This window comes from Sneathiella glossodoripedis JCM 23214 (assembly GCF_000616095.1).
In the GTDB taxonomy this organism is placed as follows: Bacteria; Pseudomonadota; Alphaproteobacteria; order Sneathiellales; family Sneathiellaceae; genus Sneathiella; species Sneathiella glossodoripedis.
The window spans coordinates 146,622-165,779 of sequence record NZ_BAMS01000004.1 but is presented as its reverse complement, the minus strand read 5'-3'; the positions used below and the strand labels follow the sequence as shown (position 1 = coordinate 165,779).

13 protein-coding genes and 6 pseudogenes are annotated in these 19,158 nt (G+C 48.8%); 13 read left to right on the top strand and 6 right to left on the bottom strand.

Annotation, left to right across the window (positions count from 1 at the left end):
- Positions 1-74: 74 nt before the first annotated feature.
- The 3 genes and pseudogenes from JCM23214_RS15340 to petA all read right to left on the bottom strand — a co-directional run bounded on the left by JCM23214_RS15340 (position 75) and on the right by petA (position 2,714).
- Positions 75-842 (bottom strand): cytochrome c1, encoded by a 768-nt coding sequence (locus JCM23214_RS15340; RefSeq protein WP_025899707.1) that lies wholly within the window; start codon positions 840-842, stop codon positions 75-77.
- Positions 835-2,174: pseudogene (locus tag JCM23214_RS26310) on the bottom strand (cytochrome b). Before JCM23214_RS26310 ends, JCM23214_RS15340 begins: the two are co-directional and overlap by 8 nt.
- A 13-nt stretch (positions 2,175-2,187) precedes the next feature.
- Positions 2,188-2,714 (bottom strand): annotated as a pseudogene (gene petA, locus JCM23214_RS21270) (ubiquinol-cytochrome c reductase iron-sulfur subunit).
- A gap of 146 nt (positions 2,715-2,860) precedes the next feature.
- Here petA and JCM23214_RS26825 point away from each other — a divergent pair.
- From JCM23214_RS26825 to JCM23214_RS23535, 3 genes and pseudogenes are all read left to right on the top strand, one after another.
- Positions 2,861-3,262 (top strand): annotated as a pseudogene (locus tag JCM23214_RS26825) (tRNA (cytidine(34)-2'-O)-methyltransferase); the annotation flags it as partial.
- 75 nt (positions 3,263-3,337) lie between these two features.
- Positions 3,338-4,186 carry an oxygen-dependent coproporphyrinogen oxidase gene (gene hemF, locus JCM23214_RS26820; RefSeq protein ID WP_025899706.1) on the top strand — a complete coding sequence of 283 codons (849 nt, stop codon included), beginning with the start codon at positions 3,338-3,340 and terminating at the stop codon, positions 4,184-4,186.
- 376 nt (positions 4,187-4,562) lie between these two features.
- Positions 4,563-4,730 carry a hypothetical protein gene (locus JCM23214_RS23535; RefSeq protein ID WP_159104377.1) on the top strand — a complete coding sequence of 56 codons (168 nt, stop codon included), beginning with the start codon at positions 4,563-4,565 and terminating at the stop codon, positions 4,728-4,730.
- A 58-nt stretch (positions 4,731-4,788) separates the two neighbouring features.
- On the opposite strand, the gene upp is transcribed toward JCM23214_RS23535, so the two are convergent.
- Positions 4,789-5,439 carry a uracil phosphoribosyltransferase gene (gene upp / locus JCM23214_RS15310; RefSeq protein WP_025899705.1) on the bottom strand — a complete coding sequence of 217 codons (651 nt, stop codon included), beginning with the start codon at positions 5,437-5,439 and terminating at the stop codon, positions 4,789-4,791.
- Between the two features lie 150 nt (positions 5,440-5,589).
- Between upp and JCM23214_RS15300 the strand changes: the two genes are divergently transcribed.
- Complete coding sequence (locus tag JCM23214_RS15300; protein ID WP_037493718.1) at positions 5,590-6,693, top strand: C45 family autoproteolytic acyltransferase/hydrolase; 1,104 nt, start codon at positions 5,590-5,592, stop codon at positions 6,691-6,693.
- A 12-nt stretch (positions 6,694-6,705) separates the two neighbouring features.
- Here JCM23214_RS15300 and JCM23214_RS15295 read toward each other — a convergent pair whose 3' ends face one another.
- Positions 6,706-7,314: a hypothetical protein gene (locus tag JCM23214_RS15295; protein ID WP_025899703.1), complete on the bottom strand. Its 609-nt coding sequence runs from the start codon at positions 7,312-7,314 to the stop codon at positions 6,706-6,708.
- Positions 7,311-7,499 carry a hypothetical protein gene (locus JCM23214_RS15290; protein WP_025899702.1) on the bottom strand — a complete coding sequence of 63 codons (189 nt, stop codon included), beginning with the start codon at positions 7,497-7,499 and terminating at the stop codon, positions 7,311-7,313. The genes JCM23214_RS15295 and JCM23214_RS15290 overlap by 4 nt, the downstream gene beginning before the upstream one ends.
- Before the next feature lie 225 nt (positions 7,500-7,724).
- Here JCM23214_RS15290 and JCM23214_RS15285 point away from each other — a divergent pair, with 225 nt between their 5' ends.
- The 9 genes and pseudogenes from JCM23214_RS15285 to JCM23214_RS21255 all read left to right on the top strand — a co-directional run bounded on the left by JCM23214_RS15285 (position 7,725) and on the right by JCM23214_RS21255 (position 19,155).
- Positions 7,725-8,705, top strand: coding sequence for a BMP family lipoprotein (locus JCM23214_RS15285; protein ID WP_025899701.1), 981 nt, complete (start codon positions 7,725-7,727; stop codon positions 8,703-8,705).
- A 14-nt stretch (positions 8,706-8,719) separates the two neighbouring features.
- Positions 8,720-10,288 (top strand): ABC transporter ATP-binding protein, encoded by a 1,569-nt coding sequence (locus JCM23214_RS15280; protein WP_025899700.1) that lies wholly within the window; start codon positions 8,720-8,722, stop codon positions 10,286-10,288.
- Positions 10,288-11,409 (top strand): ABC transporter permease, encoded by a 1,122-nt coding sequence (locus JCM23214_RS15275; protein ID WP_025899699.1) that lies wholly within the window; start codon positions 10,288-10,290, stop codon positions 11,407-11,409. Before JCM23214_RS15280 ends, JCM23214_RS15275 begins: the two co-directional genes overlap by 1 nt.
- A gap of 9 nt (positions 11,410-11,418) precedes the next feature.
- Positions 11,419-12,383 (top strand): annotated as a pseudogene (locus tag JCM23214_RS21265) (ABC transporter permease).
- Positions 12,383-13,249 (top strand): purine-nucleoside phosphorylase, encoded by an 867-nt coding sequence (locus tag JCM23214_RS15265; RefSeq protein WP_025899698.1) that lies wholly within the window; start codon positions 12,383-12,385, stop codon positions 13,247-13,249. The pseudogene JCM23214_RS21265 and the gene JCM23214_RS15265 overlap by 1 nt, the downstream one beginning before the upstream one ends.
- A pseudogene (gene deoC, locus JCM23214_RS21260) lies at positions 13,236-14,221 on the top strand (deoxyribose-phosphate aldolase). The gene JCM23214_RS15265 and the pseudogene deoC overlap by 14 nt, the downstream one beginning before the upstream one ends.
- Positions 14,222-14,232: 11 nt before the next feature.
- Positions 14,233-16,611: an aldehyde dehydrogenase family protein gene (locus JCM23214_RS15255; RefSeq protein WP_025899697.1), complete on the top strand. Its 2,379-nt coding sequence runs from the start codon at positions 14,233-14,235 to the stop codon at positions 16,609-16,611.
- A 5-nt stretch (positions 16,612-16,616) separates the two neighbouring features.
- On the top strand, positions 16,617-17,954 hold the full coding sequence (deoA, locus tag JCM23214_RS15250) for a thymidine phosphorylase (RefSeq protein ID WP_025899696.1): 1,338 nt from the start codon (positions 16,617-16,619) through the stop codon (positions 17,952-17,954).
- Positions 17,951-19,155, top strand: a pseudogene (locus JCM23214_RS21255) (phosphopentomutase). The gene deoA and the pseudogene JCM23214_RS21255 overlap by 4 nt, the downstream one beginning before the upstream one ends.
- Positions 19,156-19,158: the final 3 nt, after the last annotated feature.

Here is a 19,158-nt window from a genome sequence, read left to right as displayed (position 1 = left end):
TCAAATTGAGCAGATTTTCCACATTAAAAAAGGGCGCCCTGTTCAGGCGCCCTTTTCAGTCATTTTTTGGTCAATCAATGTACGTCTGACCAGATTTTGCGCTTGGCGGCATAGAAGATACCGGTCATCAAAAGCAGGAACAGGATAACCCGAAGTCCCATATGCTTGCGATCTTCCAGTTTCGGCTCTGCGGCCCATGCCAAGAACACCGTTACATCCTTAGCCATCTGGTCAACAGTTGCCGGAGTACCATCCGCATATTCAACTGCATCTTCTGACAAAGGTGCTGGCATGGCGATCTGGTGGCCCGGGAAGTAGGCATTGTAGTTCATGCCTTCGTTCATTTCGAAACCTTCCGGTGCGTCCGTATAACCGACCATCAATGAATAAAGGTAGTTTTCAAACCCAGGACGCGCTTTGACGATCAAAGACAGATCCACAGGGTATGCACCCCCATTTGAGGCCCGAGCCGCTTTCTCATTCGGGAAAGGATCAGGGAATTTATCAAATGGCTTACCGGGGCGTTCAAACATATCCCCGTCATCATTTGGTCCATCCTCAAAAGTGTATTCCTTGGCCAGAGCTTTAACTTCGTCTTCGGTGAAGCCAAGATCAGCCAGAGTGCGGAAAGCAACCTGATTCAAACCATGGCAGCCGGCACAAACTTCACGGTACACCTGAAGCCCACGCTGAGCTGCGGCACGATCATATGTGCCAAACAGACCTGTATGCTGCCAAGTTGCTGATTTCAGCTCGACCGCGCTACCGGCGGCAGACGCGCCGGAGACGATTGCTACCGAGAATAATGCGGCAGCGCCTAAAGACTTAATTAATTTAAGCATTGCCTGCCTCCTCTGCGCCAGATTTTTTATCCAGAACCGCTTCAGAAATACTCGACGGTAACGGTTTGTGTTTCTCAAACAGTCCCACCAGTGGCAGCAGGATTAGAAGATGGAAGAAGTAATAGAAGGTCAAAATTCTACTAGCCCATACATTTGACAAGCCAATGATACTTTCTTCCATTACGACTTTACCGTCTTTGACGATCTGCTCCCCATTTTTATCCAAGGATGGTACCATCTCAACGTATTTAATCACCCACCCGTCTGTACTTTGCGCACCAAAATACGTCAAACCAATACAAACAAGAACGAAAATCCAGAATAACTGCTTGAAGGTTGGGCGATAGCGTGCGGAGCGAACCCGGCTCTTATCAAGCCATGGCAACGCAAAGAGAACAGCGATCGCACCGAACATCAACAGAACTCCGCCCAGCTTGTCCGGAACAGCCCGCAAGATTGCGTAGAAAGGCAGGAAGTACCATTCAGGAACAATATGTGCAGGTGTGACCAAAGGATTGGCCGGAATGTAGTTGTCCGGATGCCCCAGATAATTTGGTGCATAGAACAGGAATGCTGAGAAGAAAATCAGGAACACGCCCAAACCGAACAGATCCTTGATTGTGTAATAAGGATGGAACGGAATGCTGTCCTGTTTGTCTTTGATTTCGATACCTGTTGGGTTGTTGGACCCATTTGTATGCAGCGCCCAGATATGCAGGATCACGACGCCAACGATGACAAATGGCAGCAGGTAATGCAAGCTGAAGAAACGGTTCAGTGTTGGGTTATCAACAGAGAAACCACCCCACAGCCATGTTACGATCGGATCACCAACAACCGGAATTGCACCGAACAGGTTGGTAATCACTGTCGCACCCCAGAAGCTCATCTGGCCCCAAGGAAGCACATAGCCCATAAAGGCTGTTGCCATCATCAGAAGGAAGATGACCAAACCCAGCCACCACAACAATTCACGTGGTGCCTTGTAGGAGCCATAGTAAAGGCCCCGGAAAATATGCAAATACACGACAATAAAGAACATTGAGCACCGTTCGCATGCATGTAGCGAATTAGCCAGCCATAGTTCACATCGCGCATGATATGCTCGACACTGTTAAACGCCAAATCCACATGCGGTGTGTAATGCATGGACAGGACGATACCTGTTACGATCTGCACAACCAGCATAAATCCGGCAAGTGAGCCAAATGTCCACCAGTAGCTCAGATTTTTTGGAGTCGGGTAGTCATATAGAGCGTGATGCATCATACCGATGATCGGCAGTCTGCTATCAACCCATTTTACAACCGGACTTTTCGGTTCAAACGACATATCTATATCCCCCTTAGCCGATCTTCACAGTGTTTTCGTCAAGGAAAACATATGGCGGTACAGCCAGATTGGTCGGTGCAGGACCTTACGGATACGACCTGACGTATCATAATGGGATCCGTGGCACGGACAGAACCAGCCGTTAAAATCACCCGCTTCTTTGAGCGGAACACAGCCAAGATGGGTACAAACACCGATCATGATCAGCCATTCAGGCCGTTCAGCACGATCTTCGTCTGCCTGAGGATCGGGAAGCGCTGTTACATCAACATTTACAGCATCCGCAATCTCGGCTTCCGTACGGTGCCGAATAAAAACCGGTTTACCCTGCCAAACAGCGGTAATTTCAGACCCTTCGTCGATGGCGCTCAGATCCACTTCAGTTGAGGACAGAGCCAAAACATCGGCAGAGGGATTCATCTGGTCCACAAACGGCCAGATTGCCATTGCAGTGCCTACGGCACCAACGCCGCCTGCGGCGACATATAGAAAATCGCGGCGCTTTACGCCGTCTTCTTCTACAGGGGTGGTAGTAGTCATTAAACTTCCCCAGCTTTCTTAAAAAAATCTCTAGCGACCGCTTTTTGTCACCATATTCACACAATGTCTAGTCCCAAGGTGCGAAATATGTCAAAAGACGGCTGAATTGCCCTATAAATGTCACACAGAAACCGTTAAAAAACCTTATGGAACTAGCACTTTATCAGCCTGATATTGCCCAAAATGCCGGAACACTCATGCGTCTTGGGGCCTGCCTCTCGATACCGGTACATATTATCGAACCCTGCGGTTTTCCCTTTGGAACAAAAGATATGCGCCGGGCTGTAATGGATTATGCCGACATCGCTGATGTAAGGCGGCATCTGTCCTGGAACCATTTCCTCGCTGATTCCGAAAACAAGAGGGTGGTGCTACTGACCACTAAAACTACGGATCGCTTCACCGATTTTACGTTTTCGAAGACGGATATTCTTCTTCTCGGGCGGGAAAGCTCTGGTGTTCCTGAAGAAGTTCACGAGCAAGTAGATGCCCGCGTTACCATTCCCATGCACAAGAGCGCAAGATCCATCAATGTCGCAGTTTCTGCGGCAATGGTACTCTCCGAAGGCTGCGCCAAACCAACTCATTCCCCTCGTAATTTACGGAAAGCAGGAATATTTCCCATGAATGCAATAACAGATAACCGCAAAGAACAGGCCAGAGATTGGTTCCAACAGCTAAGGGACCAGATCAGGACCAGTTTTGAGGCTATTGAAGAGGAACTTGAAGGCACATTCAGTGATCTTCCTGCTGGAAAATTTGAGGTGAAAACCTGGGAGAGGCCCGGCGGTGGTGGCGGAGAAATGTCCATCATGAAAGGCCGTGTATTTGAAAAAGTCGGGGTGAATATTTCAACTGTATTTGGGGAATTTTCAGAAGAATTTCGAAAAGCCATCCCCGGAACAGAAAATTCCGGCCAGTTTTGGGCTAGTGGCATTTCCCTTGTCGCGCATATGCGATCACCTCTGGTTCCTGCAGTCCATATGAATACGCGGCATATTGTCACAGGTGAGGCCTGGTTCGGTGGCGGCGCCGATTTAACCCCCATGATTCCCCGTGATTCTGATACGGAGAAATTTCATGGCGCGCTGAAAGAAGCTTGTGATCGGCATAATCCTGAATATTACGCGAAATATAAAAAATGGTGTGATGAGTATTTTTATTTACCCCATCGCGAGGAAGCCCGTGGTGTGGGCGGTATTTTTTACGACAAGCTCAAAACGGACTGGGAGGCCGATTTCGCTTTTACGCAAGATGTCGGACGTGCATTCGCCGATATTTATCCGAAAATTGTGCGTGAGCATATGAACAAACCCTGGACGGATGAACAAAGAGAAGCCCAGCTTGTAAAACGCGGCAGATATGTAGAATTTAATCTGCTGTACGACCGCGGTACTACATTTGGCCTCAAAACCGGTGGTAATACCGAAGCAATTTTGATGTCCCTTCCACCGGAGGTGAAATGGCCATAATTGGAGCGGTCTTTCATTTGTGATTTAGCTCACAAAACTAACTATTGGATTTTGCGGCGCAGCACATTATGTGTCGGGAAGACGTTAAAGACGTCTGACAATTTGAAAAGCTCCGGATTATCAATTCCCCTCCCCGTGCTGAGGTCCCCCAATTGCCTCAACACCTGATAATCAAAGGAGTTTTCAAATTTTCTGTTGGCAGTCATCCCCCTCAATACGGCTGCCAACTCACTTCTTAAAAGGCCCCGCCCCCAATCGGGGCCTTTTTCTTTTTTCCACTCTACCGCATTGCAAAACCCATTCGATAAAACAGCAACGTGACTGGGCGCACAGCCACGCGAAGCAAAAAGGCGTAACGTCAGTCTCGAAATAAACGATGAAAGCCAAAAATGAGGTTCGTCATGATACGGTTCAGATACAGTTTGCTAAATCTTTCAGTGTTACTGATCGAGACGCTTATGGAAAAGCGGCACCGTATGATGATGATCAAACCTTGCCACGGCTGCAATTGTCCCGGAAGCTAATCGGTTTCTCCCCCGAATAACTTTCAAAAAAACCTCCCTGCATGAACAGGGAGGTTTTTTAATGTGAAATTTTGGAAATCAAAGAGTTCCGTAAAGTCGATCGCCTGCATCACCAAGACCAGGTACAATATAAGCTTTCTCGTTCAGCTTCTCATCCAGTCCAGCCACGTAAACCTTCACCTTGGGATGTGCATCAAGCATAACCTGCACTCCTTCAGGAGCAGCCACGAGTGCCATAAAACTGATATTTTCTTCCTTAACCCCGTGTTTCAGAAGGATATCAATGCCAGCCGCTGCGGTATAACCTGTGGCGAGCATAGGGTCGACTGCAATGAAAAGACGATCACTGGCTGTTGGCAGTTTATTCAGATACTCAACCGGGCGCTTGGTTTCCGGGTCACGATACATACCAATATGGCCAACACGGGCTGATGGCATGAGTTCCAACAATCCATCTGCCATACCCAGACCGGCGCGCAGGATAGGAACAATCGCCGCTTTCTTGCCCTCCAGAACCGGAGCTTTCATGGGACAGATCGGAGTTTCAATATCCTCGTTTACCATCGGCAGATTGCGGGTAATTTCATACCCCATCAACAACGCAATCTCTTTCAAAAGCTGCCTGAAAGTCTTGGTGGATGTTTTTTTCATCCGCATATGACTGAGCTTGTGAACAATTAAAGGGTGATCGAGAATATGCAAATTGGGAAATCTGGGATCTATTGCCATGTGTAACTACCTGCCGTTTGAGTTTGGCACAGAATATAGCCAGCCTGACCATACGGGCAAGATTTCATTACGCCCGAAAGCGAAATTATTGGATACAAAGACCCGCCACTGGATTAAGATGCAAGAAAACAAAAACAAAAGGTGTTGATCATGAAATTACTCGACCTGAAGGGAAATGCAACCGACCGTGGCCGTCACCATGGTGAAGAGATGGCTACCAGTATTCGCGCCAATATTGAAACCTATCGTAGCCGTTTTCTGGCTGGCGGGGCAAGCGCCGATGACATATCCGAACAGGCGCGGGTGTGGCTGAACCGTTTCAGGCAGCATGATGCGGAATATTACGAAGAAATGCAGGGGATTGCTGAAGGCTCGGGGATCAATATCACTGACATTGCCCTCTTGAATGCCCGCTATGAAATCGCTTATTCGCTTTACACAACCGAAGCGGCGGCAGCCAATGACATGCCGTCACTAGAGCCTGAAGGCTGTACATCTTTTGGTGCTCAGCCTGAATATACTGCAAATGGTCACACCATCATTGGCCAAAACTGGGACTGGCTGGAGGGATTGCTCGGAAATGTAAATTTGCTTCGTGTTCACTCTGAAAAAGGGCCAAATCATATGGTACTGACCCAGGCGGGGATCGTTTCCGGAATGTTTGGACTGAACGAACATGGAATTGGCCTTTGTGTAAATGGCCTTTCTGCTGTAGGCGACGGATCCGAATTGCATCACCGCCCCTTTCACATACGTGTTCGCGACATAATGAAAGCCTCCCTTTACAATGATGCTTTGAAGACCATCTACGGAACTGATCGGGTCTGCTCAACCAATTGGGTCATTGCCCAATCGGGCGGTGAAGTCCTTGATATCGAAACGAGCGCCAAAGTCGCGCATACCCTCTATCCCGAAGATGGCCTGATCACACATGGGAATCATTTTATCAACCGGACAGGTATTCAGACTGAGTTTGAGCGTATCGCACCTTGCAGCCTTTATCGGACCCCAAGACTGGAAAGACTAATCAGGCAGAACAGTCAAAAATGGGACATGGATCATTTCAAAGCCTGCCTTAAAGATGGCTTTGGAAAGCCAAAAGCAATTTGCCGCTATCCCAATCCCGCTGATCCAGAACCAATACGCACCATGACAGTAACCTCCGTGATCATGGATCTGGATGAGCGGGCGATGGAAATCAGCGATGGGGCACCAGATACAAATCCATATGTCCGATATGAGTTATTTGGCTAAGGTCAGGTGTGACTAGTCAATTGCTCTGAGCCGCTCCCCCAGCACAGCGCCGAGACCATCGGCGATTTGCTCCGTGTTGGCTTGCAAAAGACCAATGATGCAGTTTCTATCGCAATCGCTTGGGGCTACGAGTGTTTGCGGTAGCGACAAATCAAATTTTGCCAGAATGTCGCGACTTGCGACATTGATCATTCGACCACGGATCTCCACCGTGATTTCCGTGCCTTCGTTCAAAAGGCTCATATCGGCAAGTATCTGAACAACTGCTACAAAATCTGCAGCGATTCCATTTTGTTGAAGGGCCCCGTTCTGAAGAGATTGTAAAAGGCGTTGATCTGCCTGACTGTCACTTTCTCCGGTAGTGGTTTTACCGCTGGAGCGAATGGTTTCAAAACCGGCAGCCTGCAAATGGTCCGCAATGCGAGCAACAACTGTTTTGTATAGTTCGGCGGATACAGAATTCTTCACGCCGTCATCCAACTGCACAATTAAAACGGTTTCAGGTAAAGCCGATTTTTGGGGTGGCGCTTCAGTGCTGGTCTGCGCCTTTACTCCGCCCCCTATAACAGTCACAAAAACTGCAACCAGCAAAACATTGAAAATACAAAGAACTCTATTCATGCAGACTTGGCGCTTTTTTCCGCTTTCGCCGCTTCTCTTTTTGCCAGTTCACCTTCCAGCCACTGACAATAAGCGTCATAGCCAAGCCGACGAAGCTTCTTAGTATTTGCGAATCCCCTTTTACCATTGAGGTTTTCTGCAACCAGCTCCTTCAAATTGACTGTTTTTTCACCGCTTTTGGACATTAAACACCTCTTCTCATTCCCGAATTTTCCAATTTTAGCGAAATTAGCAGCATAAATACAGTCGGTACACAAACGTGTCGTGCAAAAAACTGTATAATTCTGCAACAGGGTTTTATACTTTAGGCTCCCTTGTAACAAGACTTGACCATTTGGTCAGTATTTGCGTTAGTTCTGTTAGAGGGAATTATCTGTAAGCGTTCGAAACATGACAGGGAGAAGTCAAGAATGTTCAAACAACTTAAGCTGACTGCCATTGCGGCAGCTGTAGTCGCCGTCACTGGCATCGCCAAGGCTGACGATTTCAAACCAGCCATCATTTTTGATATGGGCGGCAAGTTTGACAAGTCTTTTAACGAAGCTGGCTATAACGGAGCCGAGGCTTTCAAGAAAAAGACTGGCATTGAATATATGGAGTTTGAAGTAACTCAAGTATCCCAGCGCGAGCAGGCGACAAAACGCATGGCCCGCAAAGGAGCAGATATTGTGGTTGCCATGGGATTTGCACAGGCAGCTGCGGTTGAAAAAGCTGCAAAAGCAAATCCGGACACAAAATTCACCATCATTGATATGGTTGTGGATCTGCCAAATGTTCAGTCTGTAGTCTTTAAAGAACATGAAGGCTCATTCCTTGTTGGAATGGCCGCAGCCATGGCATCCAAAACAGGTAAAGTCGGATTTGTGGGCGGAATGGATATTCCCCTCATCCGCAAATTTGCACTGGGTTACAAGGAAGGTGCAAAATTTGCCAATCCTAATGCTGAAGTTTTTGAAAACATGACTGGAACAACACCTGCTGCCTGGAATGATCCAACAAAAGGTGGTGAGCTTGCAAAAAGCCAGTTTGACCGCGGTGCAGATGTTGTCTATGCAGCCGCTGGCGGTACAGGAATGGGTGTTTACCAAGCAGCAAAGGACAGCGGAAAGCTTGCAATTGGTGTTGATAGCAACCAGAACCATTTACAGCCAGGCACTATGCTGACATCTATGCTCAAACGGGTTGATGTCGCTGTAGAAGACGCTTTTACATCAGCTAAAAACGGCACTTGGAAACCAGGCATTAAAGTCCTTGGCCTGAAAGAAGGTGGTGTTGGATATGCTGTCGATGAGCATAACAAAGGTCTGCTGACTGCTGAAATGATTGAAAAACTGGAAGCTGCCAAAGCAGATATTATTTCCGGTAAAATCAAAGTCACTGAATACAAGTAATTTGATTGACTGATATGACGACTAATGCCCCGGCGCTTGAATTGCGCCGAGTCAACAAGTGGTTTGGCGCGGTCCACGCAAACAGGGATATTTCCCTGTCCGTGGGCCGCGGCACAATTCACGGTATTATCGGCGAAAATGGAGCTGGTAAATCCACGTTGATGAGTATCGTATATGGCTTCTATGAGGCGGATGAAGGCGAAATTTATGTGAATGGCGCCTTGTGTGACATTGACAATCCGCAAGCCTCCATCGAAGCCGGTATCGGAATGGTCCATCAGCATTTCATGCTTGTGGATACCTTCACGGTACTTGAAAATATTATCCTCGGAGTTGAAGGCGGGAATCGCTTGGCCGGCGGTATTGAAAAAGCCCGAATTGAACTTGAAAGGCTGGAGCGGGAATACACACTGGAAGTGGATGTAGATGCACTGGTCGGTGATTTACCCGTTGGACTTCGCCAGCGGGTTGAAATTCTAAAAGCCCTGTATCGCGGCGCGGAGATACTTATTCTCGATGAGCCCACCGGGGTTCTGACACCGCAGGAAGCGGACCACCTGTTTCGAATTTTAAATACGTTGCGTGAACAGGGTAAGACGGTGATCCTGATTACCCATAAATTGCGCGAAATAATGGCCATCACAGATCATGTATCCGTTATGCGCAGAGGCGAGATGGTCGCTCATGTCGCGACGAAAGATACCGACCGGGAAAAACTCGCAGAACTGATGGTTGGCAGAAGTGTCCTTCTTAGAGTGGAGAAGGAAAAAGCGACACCTGGCGCAGATTTAATGACCATTGAAGGCCTCAATTATATTGATGAGGATGGGGTTGCTCGCCTGAAAAATATTGGCCTCACCTTACGTGCAGGAGAGATACTCGGTATCGCTGGCGTATCGGGAAATGGGCAGTCCGAATTGCTTGAAGTCTTGGGCGGTATAATTTCACCCACGTCAGGGAGCATTCGATATAAAGGGGAAGAATTGGTCAAGAACCCCAAATTCAACGCCCGTGATCTTCGTAAAATTGGTCTGGGGCATGTTCCCGAAGATCGCCATAAAGCAGGACTGGTCCTGAGTTTTAGCGCCAATGAAAATACGGCTCTTGGCTATCACGATCTGCCCATGTTTAACAAAGGTGCTACGCTGGATCGCACCAAAATGGTGTCGGCTTGTGAAACCTATATCGAAAAGTTCGATGTTCGCCCGCCAGATGCCACATTGAAAGCATCAGGTTTTTCCGGTGGAAACCAGCAGAAACTTGTACTAGCGCGAGAAATGGAACAAGACCCGGATGTGCTTTTGGTTGGACAACCAACCCGTGGTGTTGACATTGGTGCTATTGAGTTCATTCACAAACAGCTCATTCACATGCGCGATCAGGGCAAAGCAATTTTGGTCGTTTCTGTAGAGATTGATGAAGTAATGTCGTTGGCTGACCGGATTGCCGTCATGTTCGATGGTGCGATCGTTGGTGAGCTGGATGCCAGTGAAGCAACTGAGCAAAGGCTTGGTCTGATGATGGCAGGCATTTCCGATCAGGAGTTGCATGTATCGGATCCTGAGGGTGAGGCAGTATCTTAATGTCTGAGACAAAATCAAAATTCGGTGCCCCGTCAAAGGTGCCTGCATGGGTAAGTCTGGGGCTTATTCCCCTGATAAACCTTGTTGCCGCCTTCCTGATTTCCGGGGTGGTAATTTTAATCGTTGGTGATGATCCGATTAAAGCACTTGAAGTTCTTGTTTACGGAGCTTTCGGCTACCCCGAAGCCGTTGGTTATACGTTATACTACACAACAAATTTCATCTTCACCGGGCTTGCGGTTGCCATCGCCTTTCATTGCGGGCTGTTCAATATTGGAGCGGAAGGTCAGGCTTTCATAGGTGGCCTTGGCGTTGGAATAGCTGCGCTTTACTTTGATTTTCTGCCCTTTTGGGCCGTAATCCCGCTCGCAATCATGCTAGGCGCAGTATTTGGCGCAGGATGGGCATATGTGCCTGCATATCTGCAGGCGAAACGGGGCAGTCATATCGTGATTACCACGATCATGTTTAATTTCATTGCTTTTTCCGTCATGACCTATTTGCTGGTTGAAGTGATGATTAACCCCAGTGCTGGCGGCTCTCCCGAGACGAGAGAATTTTCTGATCACACCTGGCTTGCCCGCGCGCCAGAATTTACCGGAATGGCGGACAGCCCCCTTAATTTTAGTTTCATACTCGCCCTTTTGTTAAGTGGCGTATTTTATTACTTCGTCTGGCATACACGTTGGGGGTATGAAATTCGCGTTGTTGGGCAAAACGAATCTGCAGCCAGATATGCGGGAATCTCTCCCTCAAAAAACATAATTCTTGCAATGATAATCTCAGGCGGCCTTGCTGGGTTCGTTGCAGTGAATGAACTGCTGGGTGTGCATCACCGTGTCTTGATGGACTTCACCGGTGGATATGGATTTGTTGGTATTGCGGTCGCTCTTATGGGAAGAAACCACCCAATTGGTATTTTTATGGCCGCATTGCTATTTGGAGCTATCTATCAAGGAGGTACAGAACTTTCCTTCGAAATGAGCAATATCAACAAGGAAATGGTTATTGTCATTCAAGGACTTATTATTCTGTTCTCCGGTGCTCTGGAGAATATGTTCCGCCCAAAAATTGAAGGCTTTTTCAAGAAGCGACAGTCTCTTTCAACGGCGGAGGTATAACTGATGGAAATTTTTGAAGTCACAATCCTCTTGCTTGATGCAACATTTCGAGTAGCGACACCACTTGTGCTGGCAGCACTTGCCGGCATGTTTTCAGAGCGTGCAGGGGTCGTTGATATTGGACTTGAAGGAAAAATGCTGGGCGCTGCGTTTGCGGCGGCGGCTGTTGCGACCACAACCGGTTCAGCCTGGCTGGGACTGATGGCGGGAATTGCCGCCTCCCTCGCCCTGTCGTCATTGCATGCATATGCCTGCGTTACACATAATGGAAATCAGGTTGTGTCTGGAATGGCGATTAATATTGTGGTTGCTGGACTTACCCCAACGCTGGGATTTGCCTGGTTCAAACTTGGTGGGCGTACACCGGCGCTGAATGGAGATGAGCGCTTTTCCTCCATTACCCTGCCTTTTGCGGATGCAATCGGAAATATCCCCGTTATCGGCTATATTTATGCAGAGCTTATTTCTGGTCACAATATAATCGTTTATATGGCCGCCGCTGCGGTACCAATTGTGGCTTATGTCCTTTTCAGAACCCGTTTCGGGCTACGTGTGCGAGCAGTCGGTGAAAACCCACATGCTGTTGATACTGCGGGTATTTCAGTTGAAATTCTCCGCTATAAAGCTTTGGCTGTCACAGGTTTTCTATGCGGCATTGCTGGAACATACCTTTCGACCGCTCACGGTGCCGGTTTCATTCGCGACATGACTGCAGGTAAAGGGTATCTGGCACTTGCTGCCTCATATTCGGAAAATGGAAGCCAGTCCCAACTTTGCTGGCCTGTTTGCTCTTTGCCTTTACCGACGCGGTACAGGCGAGACTTCAGGGTGTTGAATTACCTGTCGTCGGTGTGATCCCAGTGCAGTTCATTCAGGCGCTGCCTTATATTCTGACTGTTATTTTGCTGGCTGGGTTTGTTGGGCGGGCTATGCCTCCAAAAGCGATCGGCCAACCCTATATCAAGGAAAAGTAATGCCTCTAGATCCTCAAAAAGCAGCCGATTTCATAAAAGAGCAAGCTCCCGGTTTCATGCCCCGTGTCGGCATCGTACTGGGTTCCGGCCTTGGTGGTCTTGCGGACAAAATCGACGCAGTTGCCAGTCTGAATTTTACGGATATTCCAGACTTTCCCCGCTCTTCGGTCGAGGGGCATCAAGGAAAACTGGTTTTGGGGCGCCTTGGCGGAATGCCCGTTATTTGTATGCAAGGCCGTATTCATCTGTATGAGGGTGTCGACCCCCAAGATCTGGCGGTTCCGGTCCGGGTCATGAAATTGCTTGGCGTGGAAATACTGCTCGTAACCAACGCAGCAGGAAGTTTTCACGAAGAGGTCGGCCCCGGCCGCTTGATGCTGATAAGTGATCATATCAATTTCACATCACGCAATCCGCTAATTGGTGAAAATGATGAGCGATTTGGTCCAAGGTTTTTCTCAATGGAAGATGCCTATGATCCGATTTTGCGAGAACATTTGAAAGCAGTGGCAAAAGAGCTCAGCATTGATCTGAGCGAAGGTGTATACTTGCATTATCCCGGCCCTAATTTTGAAACTCCGGCAGAAATCCGAGCCTTTAAAACACTGGGCGCCGATGCGGTTGGCATGTCAACCACACCTGAGGTTCTCGTCGCCCGCCACTGCGGGATGAGGGTTGCAGCCATTTCAAATATCACCAATCTGGTTGCAGGCTTAAGCAAAACAGCTCTTAGCCATGAGCAAACACTGGAATGTGCAAAACTGGCTGCCAATGACCTTGAAAAGCTGGTCATTATTTTTCTGGAAACCTTGAAACGTGAGCTTCTTAAAGCCCACATGAAAGAGGAAGCCGATGGCGACAATTAGCAAGCTGACCCCCGACAGCCATGCCCATGCCCGAAACCCGGGTCTGAAATTTTCACTGGATGCTGTTGAAGATACCCATGTCAATTTAAGTGCTGTGGAGCGCAGGGCAAAAACACTGGGCGGAAGACGTACTGTGAAAAAGGAGTATCAGGCTGCCTGGCTCTTAAAAGCGATCTCCTGTATCGATCTGACGACACTGAGCGGGATGATACGCCGGGCCGTGTCAAACGGTTATGCGCCAAAGCCCGCCAACCGGTACGCCCGGATATTCTTGAAGCACTCGGAATGTCCGATCGGCATTTGAGCACAGGTGCCGTTTGTGTCTATCACACAATGGTAGAAACCGCTGTTGAAGCACTGGAGGGGACAAATATACCCGTTGCTGCTGTATCCACCGGATTTCCTGCTGGTCTTAGCCCTTTTGAACTTAGGGTCAAAGAAATTGAAGCCTCGGTCGCGGCTGGCGCCAAGGAAATTGATATTGTGATTACTCGCGGGCATGTGCTTAGCGGGAACTGGCAGGCCCTGTATGACGAGGTAAAGGCATTTCGGGAAGCCTGCGGGGAAGCTCATCTGAAAGCCATTTTGGGAACTGGTGAGCTGGTTACACTTCGCAATGTGGCGAAGGCGAGCATGATCGCCATGATGGCTGGAGCTGATTTCATCAAGACTTCCACTGGCAAGGAAAGTGTAAATGCAACCCTGCCGGTGAGCCTTGTTATGATCAGAGCCATTCGCGCCTATGAAGAAATGACCGGGTACAAAATCGGTTATAAACCTGCGGGCGGTATCAGCGCCGCCAAAGACATATTGGGGTATCAGATTCTGATGAAAGAGGAATTGGGCAATGATTGGCTGCAGCCGGATTTGTTCCGTATCGGTGCCTCCAGCCTGCTTGGAGATATCGAACGACAGCTGGAACATTTTGTGACCGGACGCTACTCAGCCGATTTCCGCCACCCGATGGCTTAAGGAGTCAACCAATGAACATTGCAGAGATTTTTGACACTATGGACTATGGCCCGGCTCCGGAAAGCAAAGCGGAGGCACTCAATTGGATTGCTGCTCATGAAGGTCACTTAGCTCACTTCATTGACGGAAAATGGAACGCCCCGGCAAGCGACGGTTTTTTTGATACCATAAACCCTGCAACAGGCGAAAAACTGGCAACTCTTGCTAAAGGATCTGCCCAAGATGTGGACAAGGCCGTAATAGCTGCACGCAAAGCGCAGAAAAGCTGGGGATCACTTACAGGACATCAGCGGGCTCGCCATCTCTATGCGCTTGCCCGTGCCGTCCAACGAAATTCCAGATTACTGGCTGTGCTTGAGACGCTTGATAATGGCAAATCTGTCCGCGAGACCAGAGACATAGATATTCCGTTGGTCGCACGGCATTTCTATCACCATGCCGGTTGGGCGCAGCTTCAGGAAACTGAATTTACCGATTTCGAACCAATGGGTGTCATTGGTCAGGTTATTCCGTGGAATTTTCCAATGTTAATGCTGGCCTGGAAAATCGCTCCTGCAATTGCCGCCGGAAATACTGTTGTATTGAAACCAGCAGAATATACGTCACTAAGCGCCTTATGCTTTGCTGAAATCTGCCGCGACGCGGGGTTACCCGATGGTGTGATCAATATCGTCACAGGTGATGGCAGCACGGGAGAATTGATCGTAAAACATAGTGACATTGATAAAATAGCCTTTACCGGATCTACGGGAGTGGGTCGCAGAATTCGGGAAATCACAGCGGGATCAGGGAAACATCTCACACTGGAGCTTGGCGGTAAATCGCCTTTTATCGTGTTTGATGATGCCGATATTGACAGTGCCATTGAAGGGGTTGTTGATGCCATCTGGTTTAATCAGGGGCAGGTCTGCTGTGCAGGATCTCGACTCTTGCTGCAAGAAGGGATCCATGACAGGTTTATCAGTCGCTTAAAAGCCCGAATGGAAAAACTTCGATTAGGTGATCCGCTGGATAAATGCGTTGATATGGGCGCAATTGTCTCCCCAATGCAGCTGGATCGAATTGAAGCGCTGGTTAAAACAGGGCAAGAAGAAGGTGCCAATCTTTGGCAACCGGACTGGGCCAAACCGAAGAATGGCAGTTTCTATCCACCAACGCTGTTTACAGATGTACAGCCAGCCTGCACCATCGCACAGGAAGAAATTTTTGGCCCCGTTGTTGTCACCATGACATTCCGCACGCCAGGTGAAGCTGTTCAAATCGCCAACAACACCCGGTATGGTCTCGCAGCTTCTGTATGGAGTGAAAATATAAATTTGGCTCTGGATGTCGCTCCCAAACTTGACTGTGGTGTTGTCTGGATCAATTCCACCAATCAGTTTGACGCTGCTTGCGGATTTGGCGGAAACAGGGAATCCGGGTATGGCCGTGAAGGCGGCCTTGAAGGAATGTATGAGGTATTGAGGCCCAAATTTATTTCCAAACTTGCCAAATACAAAGATGCAAAACCTGTTAAAGCAAAAGAAAATACCGGACTCAAAACGGCACTCGATCGGACGGCAAAACTCTATATTGGGGGCAAGCAAGCTCGTCCAGATAGTGGATACAGCCTGCCAGTCTTGAATGCCAAAGGTGAAAAAATTGCAGAAGTTGGTCACGGCAATCGCAAGGATATTCGTAACGCAGTAGAAGCTGCCCGTAAAAATTTGGCGTGGACACAGAACTCCGCTCATGGTCGAGCACAAGTTCTATACTATATTGCCGAAAATCTGGAAGCCAGAGAGGATGAATTTACTGCACGGCTGATTGAGACCACTGGCGTCAGCAAGGCGAAAGCCGCCGAGGAAGTGAAACTCTCCATCTCCCGCCTGTTTTCCTATGGTGCATGGGCTGACAAATATGAAAGTCAGGTTCACTCCCCTCCCATGCGAGGGGTCACTCTTGCAATGAAGGAAGCTATCGGGACAATCGGTATTCTGTGCCCTGATGAAAACCCGCTATTATCAATGATTTCACTGGCAGCGCCTGCACTTGCCATGGGGAACCGGATCGTGCTTGTTCCATCACCAACGCATCCTTTATCAGCGACAGATTTCTATCAGGTTCTGGAAACGTCAGACGTGCCTGCTGGAGCCTTCAACATTGTTACCGGGATCAGAGACGAGCTTGCCAAAACACTGGCCGAACATGATGACGTAAAGTCCGTATGGTATTTTGGCCCTGAAGCAGGAAGTGAACTTGTCGAGCGTGCCTCCGCTGGAAATATGAAACGAACCTGGACAAACCATGGCAGGGCCTATGACTGGTTCGATGCCAAACAGGCAGAGGGCCGTGAGTTTCTAAGACATGCAACCCAGGTAAAAAATATCTGGATTCCGTACGGTGAATAAAACTGATGACTGAGCATTTCTTCCCCCAGGAAATCATCCGTAAAAAGCGGGATGGCCAGCCATTGACCGAAGCAGAGATTAATTTCATGGTCAAAGGCATTACGGATAACAGCATTAGCGAAGGTCAGATTGCCGCCTTTGCAATGGCGGTATTCTTTCGTGATATGCCAATGCAGGAACGGGTATGGCTGACCAAGGCCATGGTTCATTCAGGCGAAGTCATGGATTGGTCGAAGGCGGACCTTAAGGGTCCTGTTGTTGATAAACATTCAACAGGCGGCGTTGGCGACAAGGTCAGCTTAATGCTCGCCCCCATTGTTGCTGCCTGCGGCGGAGCGGTGCCGATGATCTCAGGCCGGGGACTTGGCCATACGGGAGGAACATTGGACAAACTGGACAGCGTGCCCGGATACAATACAGCACCCGATCCAGAATTACTGCGCAAAGTGGTGAAATCTGTTGGATGCGCCATCATTGGTCAAACGGCTGATCTTGCACCCGCCGACAAACGTTTTTATGCCACAAGGGACGTCACTGCCACTGTGGAAAGCATTGCATTGATAACAGCCTCAATTCTGTCCAAGAAGTTATCCGCGGGTCTTGATGCACTGGTTATGGATGTCAAATACGGGACAGGTGCTTTCAAACAGGATTATGAAGAGGCGGAGGAACTGGCAAAAAGTATTGTGAGTGTCGCAAATGGCGCCGGTATGCCGACAACCGCACTACTGACAGACATGAATCAGGTCCTTGGATCAACTGCTGGCAACGCCATCGAAGTCCGGGAAACCATCGATTTCCTGCTGGGAAATTATCAAGAGCCAAGACTTTTAAAAGTCGTGACAGAGCTTTGTGCTGAAATGTTGATCATTTCCGGAATTGCCGACACGACGACTGCGCCCATGGCCGTTATGGGCGCCCTGAACAGTGGCACAGCGGCGGAACGGTTTGCACAGATGGTTGTCGCTTTAGGTGGCCCTTCAGATCTGATGAGTAATCCGGATAAATACCTGCCGCTTGCCCCGGTCCGAAAAGATGTCATAGCCCCGCGGCGCGGATATATCGGGGCGATGGATACACGTGCTATGGGTGTTGCGGTAATGGATTTAGGTGGTGGCAGGCACAAGGCCAGTGATAATATTGATTACAGTGTTGGCCTATCCCATATCAAAGGAATTGGCGACAAGGTTGGACCACGAAATCCTGTCGCAACAATTTATGCCCGGGACGAGGAGACGGCAAATCTTGTACAGAAACGGATACTCTCAGCTATCGCAATCGTGGATGAAGCCCCAGCGAGCCGTCCCATTGTCCGGCGCAAATTAACACTGGAGGATGTATGAGCCGTGCAATCCTGATTGTATTGGACAGTTTTGGCCTTGGTGCTGCAAAGGATGCAGATAAATTTGGCGACGTAGGTGCTGACACGCTTGGCCATATTTTAGAAGCGGCCAGTCAAGGAAAAGCAAACACCAACAATCGAGAAGGCCCACTTCGAATTCCCAATATGGAACGTCTAGGCCTGCTCGCAGCTCACAAGCAAAACACAACGGGACTAGTCCCGGGCGGGGAATTTACGGGCTTATATGGCTATGCACAGGAAAAAAGCCGAGGCAAAGATACACCGTCAGGTCACTGGGAAATGGCGGGCTACCCAGTAATGTTTGACTGGGGATATTTTCCCAAAACAGTTCCCTGCTTTCCAAAAGAGCTGACAGACACACTGATTGAGCGTTGTGACCTTCCCGGCATCTTGGGAAACTGTCATGCGTCGGGAACTGAGATTATTGCCCTGCATGGTGATGAGCATGTAGCGCGTGGCAAACCCATTTTCTATACATCAGCCGATAGTGTATTACAGATCGCTGCCCATGAGGAAAGCTTTGGGTTGGAAAGGCTTTATGACCTCTGCGCTGTTGCCCGCGAACTGGTCGACGACTTGGAAATCGGCCGCGTGATTGCCCGCCCCTTTGTTGGCGCAGATGGTAACTATAGCCGAACCAGCAACCGAAAAGATCTTGCAGTCCCGCCATCGGAGCCCACACTGCTCGTAAAGCTGCAGGAAGAAAAGCGGCAGGTTATATCAGTTGGCAAAATTGGCGATATCTTCGCTCATCAAGGTACGGGTGAGATTGTTAAAGCTGCTGGAAACATGGCGTTAGTGGATGAAACGCTTAACGCAATGAAAAGGGCTGAAGACGGTGCTTAATCTTTACCAATCTGGTGGATTTCGATCAGTCTTATGGTCATCGACGTGATGTAGGTGGATATGCAGCTGCACTGGAAGAGTTTGATGCCCGGTTGCCGGAAATCATGGGAGCTATGAAAGACGATGATTTGCTTATTCTGAGTGCAGATCATGGATGTGATCCCACATGGCCGGGAAGCGATCATACTCGCGAAGTTGTACCAGTGATAGGCTATTCACCTAACATAACGCCCGGCAACATTGGCGAGAGAGATACCTTTGCAGATATCGGGCAAACGATTGCCGCTCATCTTGAAATTTCACCACTCAAACATGGAACTTCATTTCTAAGGTAGAGG